Below are 18,180 nucleotides of genomic sequence, written 5' to 3'. Positions count from 1 at the left end.
CCGTAGGACGGCATCGGGCGGGCCTGGCGTGGCCGTATGCGTGTACTGGTCACCGGCGGTACCGGATTCGGCGGCCGTGGGCCTGCGACCTGTCCTGTGTGAACGCTGTGGGTCACCAGGCCGCGCTGGTCGGGCTCGGCCACGGGGGGGGCTGCCGCGGCGGATTACGTCTCGCACACCGACCACGGGGGCGTACGGGTATGGGTCGGAATGCCGCACGACACTTCTGTACGCCGGTGTCGCTTCCTTCTTCCGCTCGGCGCTCGCCTGGAGTGAGGCACCGCGCGTGTTCGAGGGCAGGCGGCACCGTCGGAGAACGTACGGCGCATCACGGCGTACTCGTCGCGGCTGCGGGCCGAGCCGGGGTGCAGGCCGGTGCCGGGGTGTGGACCCGCGGCGGACCGGCAGCACTGCCTGCATTCAGGAAGCGGCGGCGGGCAGCACCGCCTCGAAGCGAGCGGCAACCGCCGGGATTGTTGCGCACGGTGACCCGGCCCCCGATGCGCCTCCACGATCGCGCGGACGGTCGCGTGGCCGAGGCCCCATGCCCGCGCGGGCGTCCGGGCGTGCGTGCCGGACCGGCCGGTATCCGGTCGCCGTCGACGCGGCCGGGCCCGCCCGGGAGCATCCGCGCACGTGCCCTTCGCTTCCGCAAGGTCGATACTGCCGATAGAACCGCTGTTCCCGCCGAACCGAACCGCCTGCGGCCCGCCCTCCGAAACCTCACAAGCCGTCACCGCCAAGATCGACCACCGGCCTCGCCCAGTCCGATCCGACTGCCGAAACGCTGGTCATGAGCCCATTTGCCGGCTTCACCAGGAGGTACCCACGACTATGCGTGACATTCTCCCGGTGATCGGCGGCTGGTACGCGGCACGGGCGCCGTTCGGACTCGCCACGGTGGTCGCCACGAGCCGCAGCGCCCCGCGCGACCCCGGGGCCGCGATGGCGGTGGGACCGGACGACGAGGTCGTGGGCAGTGTGTCCGGCGGCTGCGTCGAAGGGGCCGTGTTCGAACTCGCGCAGGAGGTCGTGGCGAGCGGCGAGGCGCGGTTGGAGACCTTCGGGTACAGCGACGAGGACGCGTTCGCGGTGGGGCTCACCTGCGGCGGCGAGATCACCTTGCTGGTACGTCCCGTGACGGCCGACTCGGATCCGTCCTTCGGTGAGGTCACGGAGTCCGTCACGGCGGGCCGGCCGGTGACCGTGGCGACGGTGACCGACGGGCCCGCGCCGCGCGGGGCGACCCTGGCGGTGTGGCCGGACCGGGCCGCCGGGACGCTCGGCACTTCCGGACTGGACGTGGCGGTCACGGCCGACGCGCGCGGCGAACTCGCCCTCGGCGTCACGGGCTTGCGGCACTACGGTCGGCACGGCGAGCGCCGCGAGGACGCGGTCACCGTCTTCCTGCACTCCTTCGCGCCGCCGCCCCGCATGCTGGTGTTCGGCGCGATCGACTACGCGGCAGCGGTCGCCCGCATCGGCGACTTCCTCGGCTACCGGGTCACGGTGTGCGACGCCCGCCCCGTCTTCGCCACGCCGAAACGCTTCCCGGACGGGGTGGAGGTGATCGTGGACTGGCCGCACCGCTACCTCAGCGGCATCGACACCGACGAACGCACGGTGATCTGCGTGCTCACCCACGACCCGAAGTTCGACGTACCGCTGCTCGAAGAGGCACTGCGCCGCCCGGCGGCGTACATCGGGGCGATGGGCAGCCGCCGTACGCACGACGACCGGATGAAGCGGCTGGCCGAAGCCGGGCTCGGCGAGGACGAGTTGGCCCGGCTTCGCTCGCCGGTCGGGCTCGACCTCGGGGCCCGTACGCCCGAGGAGGTCGCGGTGTCCGTCGCCGCCGAGATCGTCGCCCTGCGCTGGGGCGGCAGTGGCACCCCGCTGACGGCGACCGCCGGCGCCATACATCCGCACGGAGCGCGGGTCCGCCCGCAGCGAGCTTGAGGGAGGAAGTCATGGAGCTGCACCACGAGTTCACCGTCCCCGTCCCGGTCGACGAGGCCTGGCGCACGCTCCTCGACATCGAGCGCGTCGCGCCCTGCATGCCCGGGGCGAGCGTCGAGGAGTACGACGGCAAGATCGTGACCGGCGCGGTGAAGGTCAAGGTGGGCCCGATCACCGTGACGTACAAGGGCACCGCCGCCTTCGAGGAGCAGGACGAGTCGGCGCACCACATGGTGCTGGTCGCGAGTGGCCGGGAGACGCGGGGCCAGGGCACCGCACGGGCCACGATGACCGGCACGCTCAGCGAGCGCGACGGCGGTACGGCCGTGTCGGTGGACACCGATCTGACCGTGACCGGGCGGCCGGCGCAGTTCGGGCGTGGAGTGATGGCCGAGGTGGGTGACCGGCTGGTCGGGCAGTTCGCCGCGTCCCTGTCGCAGCGGCTGACCGAGCCCGCGGAGGGTGCGGCGGTGGCCGAGGAGCAGCTGGAGCAGCCGCTCGACCTGCTTCGTGCGGCCGGGGGTCCGGTGGCGAAGCGGGCCGGGATGGCCTTGGCGACGGCCGGCGTGGTGTTCGGGGCGGTGCTCGGGGTGGCGCGCCTCCTGCGGTGGCGGCGGGCCCGCCGGGCGTGATCCTGGAGATGACGGGCCCGCGAGTGGCTCGAATCGGCGCCGACGACTCGGACCAATGGGTTTAAGGCGGGTATTAAGGGGTAATCGCGGCACAACGGAGGCATGCGTGCCCCCGGAAACAACGCCTCTGAGCGGGAAGGAGGTCCATGACAGCGCATCTCAGCGCCCGGGCCGCTTCCCCACGTACGGAGCGGCCCGGTTCTATGTGAGGCGCAGCCCCTGGCGATGCCGGCCGTCAGCGAGGGGGCAGCCGGTGCAGTTCCACGTCCGTGAGCCGGCCCTCGGTGACGGTCGCGGTCATGTAGGTGCAGTGGGGCTGACGGCGGCGGTCGGTCGGGGAACCTGGGTTGAGCAGGCGCAGCCCGGTGGGGGCCGTGGTGTCCCAGGGGATGTGGCTGTGCCCGAAGACCAGGACGTCCAGGTCGGGGTAACGGGCGGCGCAGCGCGCCTCGCGGCCCTGGGCGGGCCCGGTCTCGTGGACGACGCCGAAGCGCAGCCCGCCGAGCTCGGCGTACGCCACCTCCGGCAGTCGGGCACGCAGGTCCGGCCCGTCGTTGTTGCCGTAGACCCCGACGAGCCGGGCGCAGCGGCTCTCCAGCAGGTCGAGCGTGGCCGTGTCCACCCAGTCCCCGGCGTGGAACACGACGTCGGCGCGCGGGAGTTCGGCGAGCAGCGGGTCAGGCAGGGCCTTGGCGCGCTTGGGCAGGTGGGTGTCGGACATCAGCAGCAGGCGCACGCCGTCAGGCTACCGGCGTGCGCGATCTTCGGGCCGGTTCTCCGCGCGTGGTCGCTGTGGTTGATCGGTGGACAAACCCAGTGACAGGGTTAGCATTTGGCCACGAGCGCCGTAATCCGACGCAAACGCCCAGCGACCCCTAGGGGGCTCGGAGCTCGATGCCGGTCAAGGTCAGCGTGGTCGTTCCCGTGTACAACCCCGGCGTCTATGTCGAGGACTGCATCGCCTCGCTGCTCGGGCAGTCGCTGCCGCCGGACGAGTACGAAGTGATCTTCGTCGACGACGGTTCCACCGACGACACACCCGCCCGACTCGACGCGCTCGCCGCCACGGAACCCCGAGTGACCGTCGTTCACCAGGCGAATTCCGGCTGGTCGGGCAAGCCACGCAACGTCGGGATCGCCGCTGCCCGGGGCGAGTACGTGATGTTCGTGGACAACGACGACCACCTCGGCGACGAGGCCCTGGAGCGGATGTACGAATACGGCGTGGCCAACGGCGCCGATGTCGTGGTCGGCAAGATGGCGGGCAAGGGCCGGTCGGTGCCGGTGGAGCTGTTCCGCCGCAACCACCCCCGTGCCACCGTCGCAGACACCTCGCTGATCGACAGCCTCACCCCGCACAAGATGTTCCGCCGCGCCTTCCTCGACGACATCGGCCTGCGTTTCCCCGAGGGCAGAAGGCGCCTTGAGGACCACGTCTTCGTCACCGAGGCGTATCTGCGCGCGAGCAACGTCTCGGTGCTCAGCGACTACGTCTGCTACTACCACGTCCGCCGGGACGACGCCTCGAACGCCGGCTTTCAGCGCTTCGACCCCGGCGGGTACTTCAAGAACCTCCGCGAGGCCCTGGACGTCGTCGAGCGGTATACCGAGCCGGGCCCCCTGCGCGACCGGCTGTTTCGCCGCTGGCTGCGTGTGGAGATGGTCGAGCGGCTGCGCGGGCGGCGTTTCCTCGCCTGGCCGGCGGACTATCGCCGGGAGCTGTTCGAGGGGATCCACCAGGTCGTGGTGGAGCGTTTTGGGCCCGGTGTCGCGGCCGGGCTGCAGCCGACCCAGCAGGTCGTCGCCGCGCTGATCGCGGCGGATCGGTACGACGACGTGGAGGCCTTCGCCGAGTGGGAGGCCGGTATCGCGCTCACGGCCGTCCCCGAGCGCGTGGCGTGGCAGGACGGCACGCTGAGGGTGGGGTTCTCGGCCGAGTACGCGGCCGCCGGTGAGCCGATGACCCTCGCCGCCGGCCCGGCCCGTACGCCGCTCGACGGCCCGCCCGGGGACCTTGCCGCGGCCATCGCCTGGGTGGGCGAGGACACCGTCGCCCGGTTCGGCAAGGCCACTGCGGACCTGCTGCTGCGCGAGCGCTCCAGCGCCGCCCAGTACTTCCAGCCGCTGGAGTTCACCCGGGAGGAAGTGCCGGCCGGCGGCGACGGCCGGGTCCGGCTGGTGCTGCACGCGACCGCCGCCGTCGACCCCGCCACCCTCACGCGCGACGGTCTGTGGGACGCCTTCGTCCGCGTCAAGCTCGGCGGCTGGACCAAGGAGTGCCGCCTCGGCCCCGCCCCACGCGAGGACCGCCCCGCCCCGCACGCCGGTGTCGTCGGCGGCCATGTGGTGCTGCCGTACTGGACCGCACCGCACGCGAACCTCGCCCTGGACCTGGACCGCGCGACCCACCGCGTCGGCCTCGGCGCCCTCGCCCCGGACGACGTCACGGTCTCCGGCGCCCGGCTGCGCGCGCCGCTCCCGCTGTACGTCCCTCACGACGGCACGGACGTATCGCTCCGGCTCACCTCGGCCGGCACCGCCCATGACGTGCCCGCCGTCCTGTCCCCGCAAGGGTCCGGGGCGCTGCTGGAGGCGCTGCTGCCCCTGGGCGGCCTGCGGGGAGCGACCTGGCGGACGGCGCTCGGCACACCGGGGCCGCGCTTCCTCACCCTGCCTTTCGCCCTGCGCGCCGGAGTCGGCGGACTGCGCGTGGTGCGGACTCCCCGCCCCCATGCGCTACGCCGGCTTGTCCGCAGGGCACGGCGCAGGCTCGGTACGGCCCTGGGGCGGACGGCGGCCCGGCTGCGGGCCCGGGCCATCAGGAGGTGACGGCATGCGATCGCTCGGCATCGAAGGCGCCTGGACGCTGGAGCCCAAGGTCTTCCCGGACGACCGGGGCAGTTTCCACGAGTGGTACCGAGGTGAGGAGTTCCGCGAGGCCACCGGTTACGACCTGTCCCTGGCGCAGGCGAACTGCTCGGTCTCCCGCTGGGGCGTACTGCGCGGCGTGCACTTCTCGGACGTGCCGCCCGGCCAGGCCAAGTACGTCACCTGTCTGCGCGGCGCCGTCCTCGACGTGGTGGTCGACATCCGCGTCGGCTCCCCCACCTTCGGGCGCTGGGAGGCACTGCGCCTGGACGACGACAGCCGACACGCGCTGTTCCTCGCGGAAGGCCTCGGACATGCCTTCATGGCGCTCACCGACGAGGCGACCGTCGTCTACCTGTGCTCGACGGGCTACGCCCCGGAGCGCGAGCACGGGGTGCACCCGCTCGATCCCGGCCTGGGCATCGCCTGGCCCGGGGACATCCCACCCGTCCTGTCCCCCAAGGACGCGCGGGCGCCGTCGCTGACTGAGGCGCGAGACAACGGGCTGCTTCCTTCGTACGAGACCTGCGCTGCCCGCTACGAGCAACTGCGCGAGGGGCGGTTCGGCGACAGCTGACGGTTCCGCAGCGCCCTTGTCACGGCACTACAGAGGGCTGTCGACCACTCCCTGGACCGCTTTCCGCAACGGCTCCCACCCCCGCGCCCGCCCCACACCCAACGTGCGAGCCCGCGCGAGCGGCCGCCAGAAACCCGCCCCGAGCAGCGCCTCGGGCGCCACCGCCCCCGCCCGGTCCAGGATCGTCTCGGGGACCTTCTGCGGATCGGGAACGTCGTACTCGGCGACGATCTCGTCGTACCGGTCGCGCAACACCGTGTTGCGAGGGTCGGCGCCGAACACCACGAGCTGCCCGGTCGGCTGGGTGTCGACCAGAACGGTCACCAGATCAGGGCGATATCGTCCGAGGATCTCGGCGATCTTGTAGACGTCTCCGGTCCAGGCGCCGGTGTGCCGGTCGCGGGCCGCCTCGTCGACGTTGCGCGGCAGCATGTCGTCGAAGACGATCACGCTGGTCCAGTCGGAGTGCCGCTCGATGTTGATGAAGTCCCGCAGCGCGTACTCGAACAGGTGCATGCCGTCGATGAACGACAGGTCGAGTACGGTGCGCCGCCAGTACCCGAGCGGACTGCGGCCACGGCGCAGATTGCGCAGTGGATGACGGCCGCCCTTGAGGTGGACGAGCGGGTTGTCGCGGGCGAAGAAGTCGTCGCTGGTGGCCTTGACCAGGTGGACGTCGCAGCGGATCTCCGTGACGACCTTGAACGCGGGGTCCACGGCGACGGTGGGGACGCGGGAGAGTCTGAGGCTGCGGCCGTCGTTGACGCCGATCTCCAGGTAGTTGCGGTTCCCGCTGGCCTTGTGCAGTTCCTTCAGGAACTCATGGCGTTTCACGAAGGGTCTCCTTGCGGATCCGGGGCAGTGCTTTGTGCAGAGCGGTGCGCCAGTCACGCGCTCGCGCGAGCCCGAGCCGCTGCCGACGGCCCTGGGCGAGGACGCTGTACGCGGGGCGGGGGGCGGGCCGGGGGAAGGCGTCGCTGGTGACGGGGCGCACCCGGTCGGGGTCGGCGCCGAGGAGCCGGAACACCTCGCGGGCCAGGTCGTACCAGGTGGCCTCGCCGGAGTTGGTGGCGTGGAGGATGCCGGTCGCGTCGACGCCGACGCGCGGGCCGAGGTCGGCGATGAGCGCGGCGACGTCGGCGCTCCAAGTGGGCTGGCCGCGCTGGTCGTCGACCACGTCGACGGTGTCTCGGCTCGCCTCGAGCTCGATCATCGTACGGACGAAACTGCGGCCGTGGGCGCCGTACAGCCAGGCGGTGCGCACGATGGCGCTCGCCGCCGGGAGTTCGTCCAGTACGGCCCGCTCGCCGGCGAGTTTGGTGCGGCCGTAGGCGGTGCGCGGGGCGGTGGGATGGTTCTCCGCGTAGGGGGCTCGGGCGTCGCCGGCGAAGACATAGTCGGTGGAGACGTGGATCAGGCGGGCCTCGTACGTGGTGCAGGTGTGGGCCAGGAGGCCCGGGCCGTCGCCGTTGATGCGCAGGGCCCGCTTCTCGTCCTTCTCGGCGTCGTCGACGGCCGTGTACGCGGCGCAGTTGACGACCACGTCGGGGTGGTACGCGGCGAGGGCGCGGTCGACGGCGTCGGTGCTGGTGACGTCGAGGGCGCGGCGGCCGAGGCCGGTCACCTGCTCACCGCGCGCGCGGAGTTCCTCGACCATGTCGTGGCCGAGCGTGCCGCCCGCGCCGGTGACCAGCCACCTCATCCGTGCTCCTCTTCGACGCGGCGCTTGAGGGATTCCCACCGGGCGCGGTGGTCGCGGTACCAGGTGACGGTGGCGGCGAGGCCCGACGCGAAGTCGTGGCGGGGCCGGTAGCCGAGTTCGGTGCGGGCCTTGGTCCAGTCGACGGAGTAGCGCAGGTCGTGGCCCTTGCGGTCCTCGACGTGCTCCACCCGGTCCCAGCCGGCGCCGCACGCCTCCAGCAGCAGGGCGGTGAGGTCCCTGTTGCTCAACTCGGTGCCGCCGCCGATGTTGTAGACCTCGCCGGGGCGGCCCTTGGTGCGGACGAGTTCGACGCCGTGGCAGTGGTCGTCGACGTGCAGCCAGTCGCGGACGTTGAGGCCCTCGCCGTAGAGCGGGACCTTCGCGCCGTCGAGGAGGTTGGTGATGAAGAGCGGGACGACCTTCTCGGGGAACTGGTGCGGGCCGTAGTTGTTGGAGCAACGGGTGACGCGGACGTCCAGGCCGTGGGTGCGGTGGTAGGCGAGGGCGAGCAGGTCGGCGGAGGCCTTGGAGGCGGAGTACGGCGAGCTGGGCCGCAGGGTGTCCTCCTCGGAGGCCGAGCCGGTCTCGACGGAGCCGTAGACCTCGTCCGTCGATATGTGCACGAAGGGTGCGACGCCGTGGCGCAGGGCGGCGTCCAGCAGGGTCTGGGTGCCGACCACGTTGGTGAGGACGAAGTCGTCGGCGCCCGCGATCGAGCGGTCCACGTGGGACTCGGCGGCGAAATGCACCACCTGGTCGGCCTCGGCCATCAGCTTGTCGACGAGTTCGGCGTCCCGGACGTCGCCGCGCACGAACTGCAGCCGGGGATGGTCGAGTTCGAGGTTGTCCAGGGTGCCGGCGTAGGTCAGCTTGTCCAGCACCGTGATCCGGGGCGCCTCGGGCGCGCCCGGTGCGTCGCGGGCGAGCAGCGTGCGGACGTAGGTCGAGCCGATGAAGCCGGCGGCGCCGGTGACGAGGAGGTTCATGTGTGGATCTGCACCTTGCTGTGGTCTCCGAGGACGAGGCGGTGGGCACTGGGGACACTGGGCGCCGGGGTGACCTCGACGTGCCGCCCGATGAGCGAGGACTCGATGCGGCCCACCCCGTCGATCGAGGAGTCCCGCAGCACGATGGAGAACTCCAACTCGCTGTCGGTGATACGGCAGTTCTCCGCGATGGAGGTGAACGGGCCGACGTAGGAGTCCTCGACGACGGTGCCGGTGCCGACGACGGCGGGGCCGACGATGCGCGAGTTGACGATGCGTGCCCCCTCCTCGACGACCACCCGCCCGACGGTCTCCGACGCGTCGTCGACGTCACCGTCGATGCGACGCGCGAGGCCCTCCAGGACGGTCCGGTTGACCTCCAGCATGTCGGTGACGTTCCCGGTGTCCTTCCAGTAGCCCTTGATGACCGTGCAGCGCACGTCGGCGCGGGCGTCGATCAGGTGCTGGATGGCGTGGGTGATCTCCAACTCGCCGCGCCAGGACGGTGTGATGGCGCGGACGGCGTCGTGGATCGCCGGCGTGAACAGATAGACACCGACCAGGGCGAGGTCGCTCTTGGGGTGCTCGGGTTTCTCCTCCAGGCCGATGACCTGTCCCGCGTCGTCGAGTTCGGCGACACCGAAGGAGCGCGGGTCCTGGACGCGGGTGAGCAGGATCTGGGCGGCGGGGCGGTTGCCGCGGAACTCCTCGACGAGGTCGGTGATTCCGCCGACGATGAAGTTGTCGCCGAGGTACATCACGAAGTCGTCGTCGCCGAGGTAGTCGCGGGCGATGAGGACGGCGTGGGCAAGTCCCAGCGGGCGTTCCTGAGGGATGTAGGTGATTTCCAGACCGAACTTGGATCCGTCGCCGACCGCGTCCTGGATCTCCGCGGCGGTGTCACCGACGATCACGCCGACGTCGGTGATGCCGGCCGCGGCGATGGATTCCAGCCCATAGAAGAGCACGGCCTTGTTGGCCACCGGCACGAGCTGTTTGGCCGAAGTGTGCGTGATCGGCCTCAAGCGCGTACCGGCGCCGCCGGACAGCACGAGAGCCTTCATCTGCTTCACCTTAGCCCCGATTCCGCCGATTTGACGGCGCCGGATTGGCTTGTTCGTCACTTCTGTGCCGCCGGACGTCCACCGGAATCCGGCCTCACCCGCCCAGTGCGATCTCGCTCCATACCTGTTTTCCGCCACTGACCGGCACCGTCCCCCACGCCGTCGACACGGCCTCGACCAGGAGGATGCCGCGGCCGCCGGTGGCCTCCCAGCTGATGCTGGCCGGTTTGACCGGCGTGCGGGGTGAGGCGTCGGCGATGGCGACGCGCAGCCGGTGGTTGAGGAGCCTGAGGTCGAGGCGGACCTTGCCGTCGGTGTGCACGAGGGCGTTGGTGACGAGTTCGGAGACGACGAGCAGTACGGCGTCCATGTCCTGCGGTGGCACCCCCCAGGAGCGCAGGGTGCGCCGGGTGAAGCGGCGGGCGTGGCCGACGGCTTCCGGGACCCGCCAGACCGTCCAGCTCTCGCGCAGCGGGCGCACGGCCATGCCGTCGTAGCGCATCAGGAGCAGGGCGACGTCGTCGCTGCGGCGCGCACCCACGAGCAGGGCGTCGGCGACGAGGCCGAGGTGGGCGGGGTCGGTGAGGGCGAGTTCGTGCGCGAACCGGTCCATCCCGGCGTCGATGTCGGTGTCGGGGGACTCGACGAGGCCGTCGGTGGTGAGGGCCACCACGGTGCCGGGCCGGAGGCTGAGCGGGCTCATCGGGAAGGCGGCCTGCCGCATCACGCCGAGCGGGGGTCCGCCCTCCGCCTCGGCGATCTCCGTGCTGCCGTCCGGGTGGCGCAGCACCGGCGGGAGATGCCCGGCGCGCACGCACCAGGCGGAGCCCTCCTCCAGGTCGACGTCCACGTAGCAGCAGGTGGCGAAGAGGTCGGTCTCCATGTCCATGAGGAGGCGGTTGGCGTGGTGGACCACCACGTCCGGCGGGTGCCCCTCGGCGGCGTAGGCGCGCAGGGCGGTGCGCATCTGGCCCATGAGGGTGGCGGCGGCCGCGCTGTGGCCCTGGACGTCACCGATGACGAGGGCCACGTGGTTGTCGGGCAGCGGGATCACGTCGTACCAGTCGCCGCCCACCTCCAGGCCGGCCGTGGTCGGCAGATAGCGGGCGACGGCCTCCGCGCCGGGCAGCCGGGGCAGGCGGCGGGGCAGCAGCTGGCGCTGGAGCATGCCGACGAGTTCGTGTTCGGCGTCGAAGGCGTGGGCGCGCAGCAGTGCCTGGCCTGCGAGGCCGGCGGAGGCGGTGAGCAGGGCGCGTTCGTCGGGGCCGAAGTCGTGCGGGGCGTCCCAGCCGATCAGGCAGGCGCCGGCCATGCGGCCCCCGGCGGGCAGGGGCAGGACGGCCAGTCCGCCCGGGCCGACGTCGGCGAGGGCGGGCTCCAGCGGGGTGCCGGCGGGCCAGATCTGGGCGCGGCCCTCGCGCAGGGCGGCGGCGAGGGTGGGCATGGCCCGTACCGGCGCGTCCGGCCATTCGGTACGCCATTCCGTGCGCCACAGCTCCGGCCAGGACTCGGGTTCGGGCGGGTCGAGGACGATGACGACGAGCCGGTCGTTCTCCAGCTCGGCGAGCGCGATGCGGTCGGCGCGCAGCGGCCCCCGCAGGGCGGTGACGACGGCGTGGCTGACGTCTCGGACGGTGCCCGCGGTGGCCAGGGCGGCGGCGAGACGCTGGACGCGGGCCACGTCGGTGACCTCGGCGCGCAGGGTGGAGGTGTCGGCGACGGTGCCGACGAGGCGGGCCGGGTGGCCCTCGCCGCCGGGCAGGAGGCGGCCGCGCAGCCTGAGCCATTTGGGCGGTCCGCTGGGCTGCAGGACCCGGAACTCCAGCTCACGGTCGCCGATGGACATGTGGCCGGCCTCGACGACGGACATCAGCGACGGCAGGTCCTCCGGGACGGTCAGGCCCAGCAGGGTCTCGACCTTGCCGTCGAAGTCGTCCGGGCCGAGGCCGAACAGCTCGAGGATGTCGTCGCCGACCTCGACGCGGCCGCTGTCCATGGCGAGGCTGAACGCGCCCGCGGGCAGTTCGCCGCCCTCGGCGGCCGCGGGCAGGGCGGGAAAGGCGACGGCCTCGGCGATCAGCTCCAGGCACACGCGGTCCTCGGCGTCGAAGCCTTCCGGGCTCTCGCTCACGGCGAGCAGACAGCCACCGCCGTCCTCGCCGTGAGCGGGCAGGACGGTCAGGTGGAAGTCCCGCAACGGCGTCCGGCGCGACTCCGCGGAGTCGGCGAGCTCCGCCGGGGCGAGCCACACGGGCCGCCCGGTGCGGTGGGCGTCCGCGACCGGGGACCGACCGCTCAGGGCGTAGCCGTCGCGCAGTCCGTACAGGCTCCGGGGCACGCCGACGGACTCGATCAGGCACAGCAGCTCGCCGTCCTCGCTCGGCGTGTACACGGCGGCGAAGGAGGCTCCGCCGAAGACGAGCGCCTGCTCCAGGACCCGGCGCAGCCGCTCGGGCGCGTCCGGTTCGACGGCGAGCGCCTTCAGGGCACCTTCGGCGCGCAGACTCCTCGTCCTGCGTCCCGCGGCGCCCTCATTGACCACGTCCGCCATTACAGCGCTTATGAGACACCTGCGCAGCCCCTGTGACCATTCGATGGAGCGTCAACAAGGGTCGCGCTCGAAATCCTCCGAACAGTTCTTGACGCATGCGTTCCGCACGTCGATCTCGTGACAGCCATGACTGTCCGCGCCCGCCCGGCCGCTGGAAGTCTCGGCGTCGGGCCACGGAGGGGGACGCATGGACAAGCGGTACGAGGTGTACGCGCTCGCCGACCGGTACTTCTACGAGACGCCGGAACTCATGTCGGCGGGGACCCAGAGCACCGGGCCGGGCTACGAGACGGCACGGCGCGAGGTGCCGGAGGGCTGGGACGCGGCGCGGATCGGCGACTGGCTGACGCTCACGCCGCTCGACGCGGACGGGGCGCCGGTGCCCGGTCCGGCCCAGGGCTGGAAGATCCACGCCTCGGCCACCGGGACAACGCGGAGCGGATCGCCGCGACCGTGTGGGACTACTGCGTGCCCCGGCGCATCCCGTTCAAGTTCGTGCCCGGCCGACGAGGAGCAGCTGCACGTCGTGCTGCGCGAGCTCGGCAAGCTCCTGGAGGGCTTCGAGGGGCCGTACATCCTCACCGATGTGCGGTGGTACGACGGCCCGCTCTACGTCCGCTACGGCGCTTTCGCGCGCACTTTCGTCGTCGACGAGCGCGGCTCGCTCGTGCCGACGGTGCGCGACGGTGAGGGCAAGCGGGTGCCGGACCGGCGGGCGCCGTCCTTCCAGGTGCCGGAATGCGAACGGCAGCTCGTCGCCCTGAGGCGGGCCTATCTCTCGCGCGCCCCGCTCGCCCTGCTCGACGAGGCGACCTGCCACCTGGACCCGCGGGCCGAGGAGCGCGCGGAGCGGGACTTCGCCCAGCGGCCGGGCGGCACCCTGGTGGTCGTCGCGCACCGCATCAGCTCGGCCCGCCGCGCCGACCGGGTCCTCGTCATGGATGGCCGGCACACGGCGTAGGGCACACACGACGCCGGATCGCGTCGATGCGATTGCGGGCACCGGTCTTGCGGGTGATGGCGGCCATGTAGTTGCGCACGGTCCCGTGGGACAGATGCAGGCTCCCCGCGATCTCCGCCACCGAGGCTCCCTCGGCGGCGAGGGATAACACGCTCAGCTCCCGCCCGGTCAGCGGCATCTCGGCGGCCTTGAGGAAACCGAAACCCAGCGAGTCGTCGACGAAACGTTCCCCCTTGGCGACGCGCCGGATCCCGTGCACGAGATTCTCGGGCGAGCCCTCCTTGTCCACGTAGCCGAGCGCCCCGGCCTCCGCGGTGCGCGCCGGCCAGCACGAGGAGCCGGGGTGGTGTCCGTCCCGCCTCGCGTGCGCAGAGGTCGCCCAGCGGTGGGATGCCGTAGGCGTCGGAGCAGTCGAGGTCGGCCGCGCAGACGTCCGGACGCACGGATCGCAGACGGCCGGGCGCGCTCTGCCACGAGGCGTCGGACACCCCGAGGTCCGGTTCCCGGCGCAGCCACTCCGCCAGGACCGATCTGACCAGACACGCGTCGTGCACCAGAAGCACCCGGATCACTGCCCGTCCTCTCGACTCGCCGTACACCAGTTCCTCGGTGAAATTGCGCGTGCCCCATTGTTCGCGTCCGGCACCGTCGCCGGGCGCGAAGAACCCGCCATCAGGGTGCGTGGGGGCGCACGCGCGGCGCCCGTACGCCGCGCTGCGCTTCGACTGTGGGGGCATGCCCCGGGGCCGAGGGGGTACGCGGCGGATCTCGCCGTGCCGCGGGTACCCGTGCGCCCGTATGCAGGCCCGAGCCGGGGCCGCCGGGCTTTCGCCGTGCGCGACGGGCCGCGAGGGAGGAGATTTGAGCCCTGGGGCCCGGCGCGCGTGAGCGGCTCGGGTCGCCTCCGGGACGCGCCCGTGCGAGGAGGTGGTCGGCGTGTCCGACGGGCAGACGTCCGCCCAGGCACCGGCGGCCGCGAGGACGCGGGTCGGCCGACCGCTGCTGTCGCTGGCGCTGGCCTCGATGATGGACGAGGTGCACGCGCACTCCGGTGCCGTGTACCTGCTGGCGGCCGACGAACCCGTACTGGAGATGGCGGTGATGGCGGGGCTTCCACGGGCGTTCGCGGCGCCTTGGGAACGGGTCGGGCTGAGCGCGCCGATCCCCGTCGCGGAGGCGGTGCGTGAGCGGCGGCTGGTGTGGGTCGGGGGCGAGGAGGACATGGCGGCCCGGTATCCGCGTATCGCTGTCGTGCTGCCCTATCCGTTCGCGCTGGCCGCGCTGCCCGTGGCCACCGAGACCGCCGTGTACGGCGCGATCTTCGTGACCTGGCCCGGTTCGCATTCTCCGGAGCTGTCGGAGCGCGAGAAGGAACATCTCACCGCGGCCTGCCGCCGGCTCGCGGTGCGGCTGGAGCGCGCCATGGAGGACAGCCGCCCGCCGCTGCCCGAGCCCGATCTGCTCGCCGGGCCGGCGTTCGGTGGCGTGGCCGGCACGCTCGGCACGGTGGAGGCGGCCCGGATGGTGTCGCGGCTGCCGTACGGGCTGTGCTCGCTCGATCTGCACGGCCGGATCAGCTTCGCCAACCCGGCGGCGGCCGAGCTGATCGGTGTCCCGGCCAGCCGGCTGCTCGGCAACCAGCTGTGGGCGTCGGTGCCCTGGCTGAACGACCCGGTGTACGAGGACCGTTACCGGGCCGCGCTGATGAGCCAGCAGACGACGTCGTTCGTGGCGTTGCGCCCGCCCGGCGACTGGCTGTCGTTCCGTATCTATCCGAGCACGACCGGCCTGAGCGTGCGGATCAGCAGGGCCCGTGCGGTGGCCGAGATGGGCCGCAGGGGGCCCGAGCCCGAGGACGCGCCGGCCCGGCTGGTGACCATCTCCCAGGTGCTGAGCCTGGCCGGTGCGCTCACCGAGGCGGCGGGGGTGCAGGACGTGGTGCAGCTGGTCGCGGACGAGATCGTGCCGGCCGTCGGCAGCCAGGCCCTGGTCGTTCTCGGCTCGCGGGCGGGCCGGCTGCATGTGCTCGGGCACCGCGGCTATCCGGATCCGCACATCGTGGAACGGTTCGACGGGCTGCCACTGACCGAGCAGACCCCGGGCGTACACGCCCTGAGCACCGGGGTGCCCGCGTTCTTCGAGTCCAAGCAGCAGCTGGAGCGCCTGTATCCGATGCGGCACGCTACTCCCGACGGCTTCGCGGCCTGGGCGTATCTGCCGCTGATCGCCTCCGGCCGGCCGGTCGGCACCTGTGTGCTCGCCTACGCCGAGCCGCACCCCTTCCCGGCGGACGAACGCGCGGTCCTGACCAGTCTGGGCGGGCTGATCGCGCAGGCCCTGGAGCGGGCCCAGCTCTATGACGCCAAGCATCAGCTGGCGCACGGCCTGCAGGCCGCCCTGCTCCCCCATTCGCTGCCGACGCTGCCCGGCATCGACGCTGCCGCACGCTATCTGCCCGCCATGCAGGGCATGGAGATCGGCGGCGACTTCTACGACCTGGTGCCCACGGAGCAGGGCCTGACAGCGGCGGCAGTGATCGGGGACGTGCAGGGCCACAACGTCACCGCGGCCGGCCTGATGGGCCAGATCCGCACAGCCGTACGCGCGTACACGACCGTCGGGCAGGCGCCCGAGGAGGTCATGCGCAGCACCAACCGGCTGCTGCTCGACCTCGGTTCCGACCTGTTCGCCAGCTGCCTGTACCTGCGGCTCGACCCGGAACATGGGCGGGCGGTGATGGCCCGCGCCGGGCATCCGCCGCCGCTGCTCAGACGGCCGGACGGGCGGGTACGAGTGCTCGACCTCGCCGGAGGCCCGCTGCTGGGCATCGACGGCTCGCCCACCTATCCGACGGCGGAGGTCGACCTCACGCCCGGCTGTGTGCTCGTCCTCTACACCGACGGGCTGATCGAGTCCCCCGGCGTCGACATCGAGGACGCCCTCGCCGACCTGGGCCAGGTCCTCACGGAGTCCGGGGAGCGGCCCTTGGACGAACTGGCCGATCTGCTCATCCGGCATGCCGCGTCGGTGCGGGAACGGGTCGACGACGTGGCGCTGCTGCTGTTGCGGGCGCGGGGCTGAGGGCATGGCTGCGGGTGGGAGCGACAGGACGGCGGCGGGCGAGGCCGACGACACGGCTGCGGGCCCGGGGCCGATGACCCGCTGCAGGCGGGAGCTGACGGCACGCCGCAGGCGCCGACGCCAGGCCGACGACACGACTGCACGCCCGGGACCGATGACCCCGCCGCGGGTGGAGGGCTGACGACCCGGCTGTTGCCGGGCGCGAGGTCGACGGCCCCGAAAAGCGGCTCCGAAACGGACGGTCCGGCCCTCCCGCCGGAGGGCCGGACCACGTTCTCTCTCCAGATCACTCGGATCCGTGTGCCGGTGTCGGGTCGTCAGTTCCCGACGCCGTTGCCGACGATCTCGCCGAGGCCGTTGCCCGTGCCGTCGGCGTTGCCGTTGCCGACCTCTTCACCGGCCCCGGCTTCCTCACCGCCGACCTCTTCACCGGCTCCGGCCTCTTCACCAGCGCCCGCTTCGTCGCCGGCGCCCGCTTCCTCACCCGCACCGGCCTCCTCGCCGCCGGCCTCTTCACCAGCGCCCGCGCCGCCCGCGGCGTCGCCGAGGGTCGCGCCGACCGCCTCGAGGGCGGTGGTCACCGGCTGGAAGAACGTCTCGCCGCCGACGGTGCAGTCGCCGCTGCCGCCGGAGGTGAGGCCGATCGCCAGGCCGTCCTGGGTGAACAGGGAGCCGCCGCTGTCGCCGGGCTCGGCGCAGACGTCGGTCTGGATGAGCCCGGTGACCGTGCCCTCCGGGTAGTTCACGGTGGCGTCGAGGCCCGTGACCTGGCCGTCGTTCAGCCCGGTGGTGCTGCCCATCCGGAGGACCTGGAGACCGACCTCGGCGTCCGCGGCCTGGCTGATCGGGACGGTCTGGTCGCCGGTGTTGACCTCGCTCGGCGCCTCGGTCGCCGGGTCGTCGTACTTGACCAGCGCGAAGTCGCCGTCGCCGGGGAAGGTGGCCTGGTCGACGGTGGCGATCGGCTGGCCGCCCTCGGCGTCCGACCATTGCTCGGCCGCGACCCCGCAGTGACCGGCGGTCAGGAAGGCGGGGCTGCCGTCGCCCGCGGTGACGTTGAAGCCCGCGGAGCAGCGTGAGCCGCCGGCGAAGATGGCGTCACCGCCGGAGAGGAAGGTCTTGAAGGTACCGGCCGACTTCTTGATGGTCGCCATGCCGGAACCGAGGCTGTCGACGGTCGACTCCAGCTGGTCCCAGTTGTCGCCGGTGACGGTGCTGTCGGCGGTGACGAGGATCTTGTTCGTTCTGGGGTCGACCGCCCAGGCCGTGCCCGGGATGGTCACCTCGGACTTCAGGGTCTGCGCGCCGGACGCGAGCTCGGTCAGACTGTTCTCGACCTCGCGGATCTTCGCGCCCGCCTGCTTCGCCTGGACGACCACGTTGTTGTTGTCGCCGGGGATGACGTTGACGACGAGCTGTTGGCTCTCGGCGTCGTAGTACGAACCGGCGAAGGCGTCGCCGAGCATTCCCGCGAGCTGCGAGGCGAGATCCGACGCGTCAGCCGCCTTCAGGGTCTTGGGGGCGGCGGCACCGTCCGACGCGCCGTCCTGGGACGCGTTGGCGTTGGGCAGCAGGATCGCGGCCGCTCCGAGCGCCACCACGCTGCCCGCGGCTATCGCGGCCTTGCGCTTCGGAATTCGCTTGTGACTCAAACTTCTCGACCTCCTGGGGGACGGGGTCTGTGCCGCCGTTCGTCCGGCGGCTTTTCGGGGCGCCTGGTTGGCAGTTGGTACGCACGGTTGGAGTGGAGCGTTCAACTCCGTTCACTCACACCCCGCTCGAAACACCGAATCGGCCAA

12 protein-coding genes and 2 pseudogenes are annotated in these 18,180 nt (G+C 72.2%); 6 read left to right on the top strand and 8 right to left on the bottom strand.

Going from position 1 to position 18,180, the window contains the following annotated elements; all coding sequences use genetic code 11:
• Positions 1–834 precede the first annotated feature (834 nt).
• Together ADL12_RS45600 and ADL12_RS45595 are read left to right on the top strand one after the other, a co-directional pair.
• Positions 835–1,959: an XdhC family protein gene (locus ADL12_RS45600; RefSeq protein WP_062714658.1), complete on the top strand. Its 1,125-nt coding sequence runs from the start codon at positions 835–837 to the stop codon at positions 1,957–1,959.
• A gap of 11 nt (positions 1,960–1,970) precedes the next feature.
• Positions 1,971–2,591: an SRPBCC family protein gene (locus ADL12_RS45595; protein WP_062714655.1), complete on the top strand. Its 621-nt coding sequence runs from the start codon at positions 1,971–1,973 to the stop codon at positions 2,589–2,591.
• A 235-nt stretch (positions 2,592–2,826) separates the two neighbouring features.
• Here ADL12_RS45595 and ADL12_RS45590 read toward each other — a convergent pair whose 3' ends face one another.
• A complete protein-coding gene (locus tag ADL12_RS45590; protein ID WP_062714653.1) occupies positions 2,827–3,327 on the bottom strand; it encodes a metallophosphoesterase family protein in 501 nt (166 codons plus the stop codon).
• A 158-nt stretch (positions 3,328–3,485) separates the two neighbouring features.
• Here ADL12_RS45590 and ADL12_RS45585 point away from each other — a divergent pair, with 158 nt between their 5' ends.
• Positions 3,486–5,420: a glycosyltransferase family 2 protein gene (locus ADL12_RS45585; protein WP_062714651.1), complete on the top strand. Its 1,935-nt coding sequence runs from the start codon at positions 3,486–3,488 to the stop codon at positions 5,418–5,420.
• A gap of 4 nt (positions 5,421–5,424) precedes the next feature.
• Positions 5,425–6,036, top strand: coding sequence for a dTDP-4-dehydrorhamnose 3,5-epimerase (gene rfbC / locus ADL12_RS45580; RefSeq protein WP_062714649.1), 612 nt, complete (start codon positions 5,425–5,427; stop codon positions 6,034–6,036).
• Between the two features lie 27 nt (positions 6,037–6,063).
• On the opposite strand, the gene ADL12_RS45575 is transcribed toward rfbC, so the two are convergent.
• The 5 genes from ADL12_RS45575 to ADL12_RS45555 all read right to left on the bottom strand — a co-directional run bounded on the left by ADL12_RS45575 (position 6,064) and on the right by ADL12_RS45555 (position 12,339).
• The gene (locus tag ADL12_RS45575; RefSeq protein ID WP_062714647.1) at positions 6,064–6,870 is read right to left on the bottom strand and encodes a class I SAM-dependent methyltransferase; all 807 of its coding nucleotides are present in this window, start codon (positions 6,868–6,870) and stop codon (positions 6,064–6,066) included.
• Entirely contained in the window at positions 6,857–7,738 is an 882-nt protein-coding gene (gene rfbD / locus ADL12_RS45570; protein ID WP_062714645.1) for a dTDP-4-dehydrorhamnose reductase, read from the bottom strand. The genes ADL12_RS45575 and rfbD overlap by 14 nt, the downstream gene beginning before the upstream one ends.
• On the bottom strand, positions 7,735–8,724 hold the full coding sequence (gene rfbB / locus ADL12_RS45565; protein ID WP_062714643.1) for a dTDP-glucose 4,6-dehydratase: 990 nt from the start codon (positions 8,722–8,724) through the stop codon (positions 7,735–7,737). The genes rfbD and rfbB overlap by 4 nt, the downstream gene beginning before the upstream one ends.
• Complete coding sequence (locus tag ADL12_RS45560) at positions 8,721–9,788, bottom strand: glucose-1-phosphate thymidylyltransferase (protein WP_062714641.1); 1,068 nt, start codon at positions 9,786–9,788, stop codon at positions 8,721–8,723. Before ADL12_RS45560 ends, rfbB begins: the two co-directional genes overlap by 4 nt.
• A gap of 94 nt (positions 9,789–9,882) precedes the next feature.
• A complete protein-coding gene (locus ADL12_RS45555) occupies positions 9,883–12,339 on the bottom strand; it encodes a SpoIIE family protein phosphatase (RefSeq protein WP_062714639.1) in 2,457 nt (818 codons plus the stop codon).
• Positions 12,340–12,526: 187 nt separating this feature from the next.
• On the opposite strand from ADL12_RS45555, the pseudogene ADL12_RS45550 reads away from it, so the two are divergent.
• Positions 12,527–13,300: pseudogene (locus ADL12_RS45550) on the top strand (class III lanthionine synthetase LanKC N-terminal domain-containing protein).
• Here ADL12_RS45550 and ADL12_RS45545 read toward each other — a convergent pair.
• A pseudogene (locus ADL12_RS45545) lies at positions 13,275–13,872 on the bottom strand (response regulator transcription factor). The pseudogenes ADL12_RS45550 and ADL12_RS45545 overlap by 26 nt on opposite strands.
• Positions 13,873–14,227: 355 nt before the next feature.
• On the opposite strand from ADL12_RS45545, the gene ADL12_RS45540 reads away from it, so the two are divergent.
• On the top strand, positions 14,228–16,381 hold the full coding sequence (locus ADL12_RS45540) for a SpoIIE family protein phosphatase (protein ID WP_062714634.1): 2,154 nt from the start codon (positions 14,228–14,230) through the stop codon (positions 16,379–16,381).
• Positions 16,382–16,698: 317 nt separating this feature from the next.
• On the opposite strand, the gene ADL12_RS45535 is transcribed toward ADL12_RS45540, so the two are convergent.
• Positions 16,699–18,033: a S1 family peptidase gene (locus ADL12_RS45535; protein WP_062714631.1), complete on the bottom strand. Its 1,335-nt coding sequence runs from the start codon at positions 18,031–18,033 to the stop codon at positions 16,699–16,701.
• Positions 18,034–18,180: the final 147 nt, after the last annotated feature.

The sequence above is a fragment of the Streptomyces regalis genome, from assembly GCF_001509475.1.
GTDB classification, from domain to species: Bacteria; Actinomycetota; Actinomycetes; order Streptomycetales; family Streptomycetaceae; genus Streptomyces; species Streptomyces regalis.
The sequence above is the reverse complement of the archived record's forward strand: the minus strand, read 5'-3'. Positions and strand labels throughout refer to the sequence as shown.

Bases quoted from the DNA above. Each gene is read 5' to 3' on its own strand.
- ADL12_RS45600 (WP_062714658.1), top strand. From the start codon at position 835: ATGCGTGACATTCTCCCGGTGATCGGCGGCTGGTACGCGGCACGGGCG.
- ADL12_RS45560 (WP_062714641.1), bottom strand. From the start codon at position 9,788: ATGAAGGCTCTCGTGCTGTCCGGCGGCGCCGGTACGCGCTTGAGGCCG.
- ADL12_RS45555 (WP_062714639.1), bottom strand. From the start codon at position 12,339: ATGGCGGACGTGGTCAATGAGGGCGCCGCGGGACGCAGGACGAGGAGT.
- rfbD (WP_062714645.1), bottom strand. From the start codon at position 7,738: ATGAGGTGGCTGGTCACCGGCGCGGGCGGCACGCTCGGCCACGACATG.
- rfbC (WP_062714649.1), top strand. From the start codon at position 5,425: ATGCGATCGCTCGGCATCGAAGGCGCCTGGACGCTGGAGCCCAAGGTC.
- rfbB (WP_062714643.1), bottom strand. From the start codon at position 8,724: ATGAACCTCCTCGTCACCGGCGCCGCCGGCTTCATCGGCTCGACCTAC.
- ADL12_RS45595 (WP_062714655.1), top strand. From the start codon at position 1,971: ATGGAGCTGCACCACGAGTTCACCGTCCCCGTCCCGGTCGACGAGGCC.
- ADL12_RS45585 (WP_062714651.1), top strand. From the start codon at position 3,486: ATGCCGGTCAAGGTCAGCGTGGTCGTTCCCGTGTACAACCCCGGCGTC.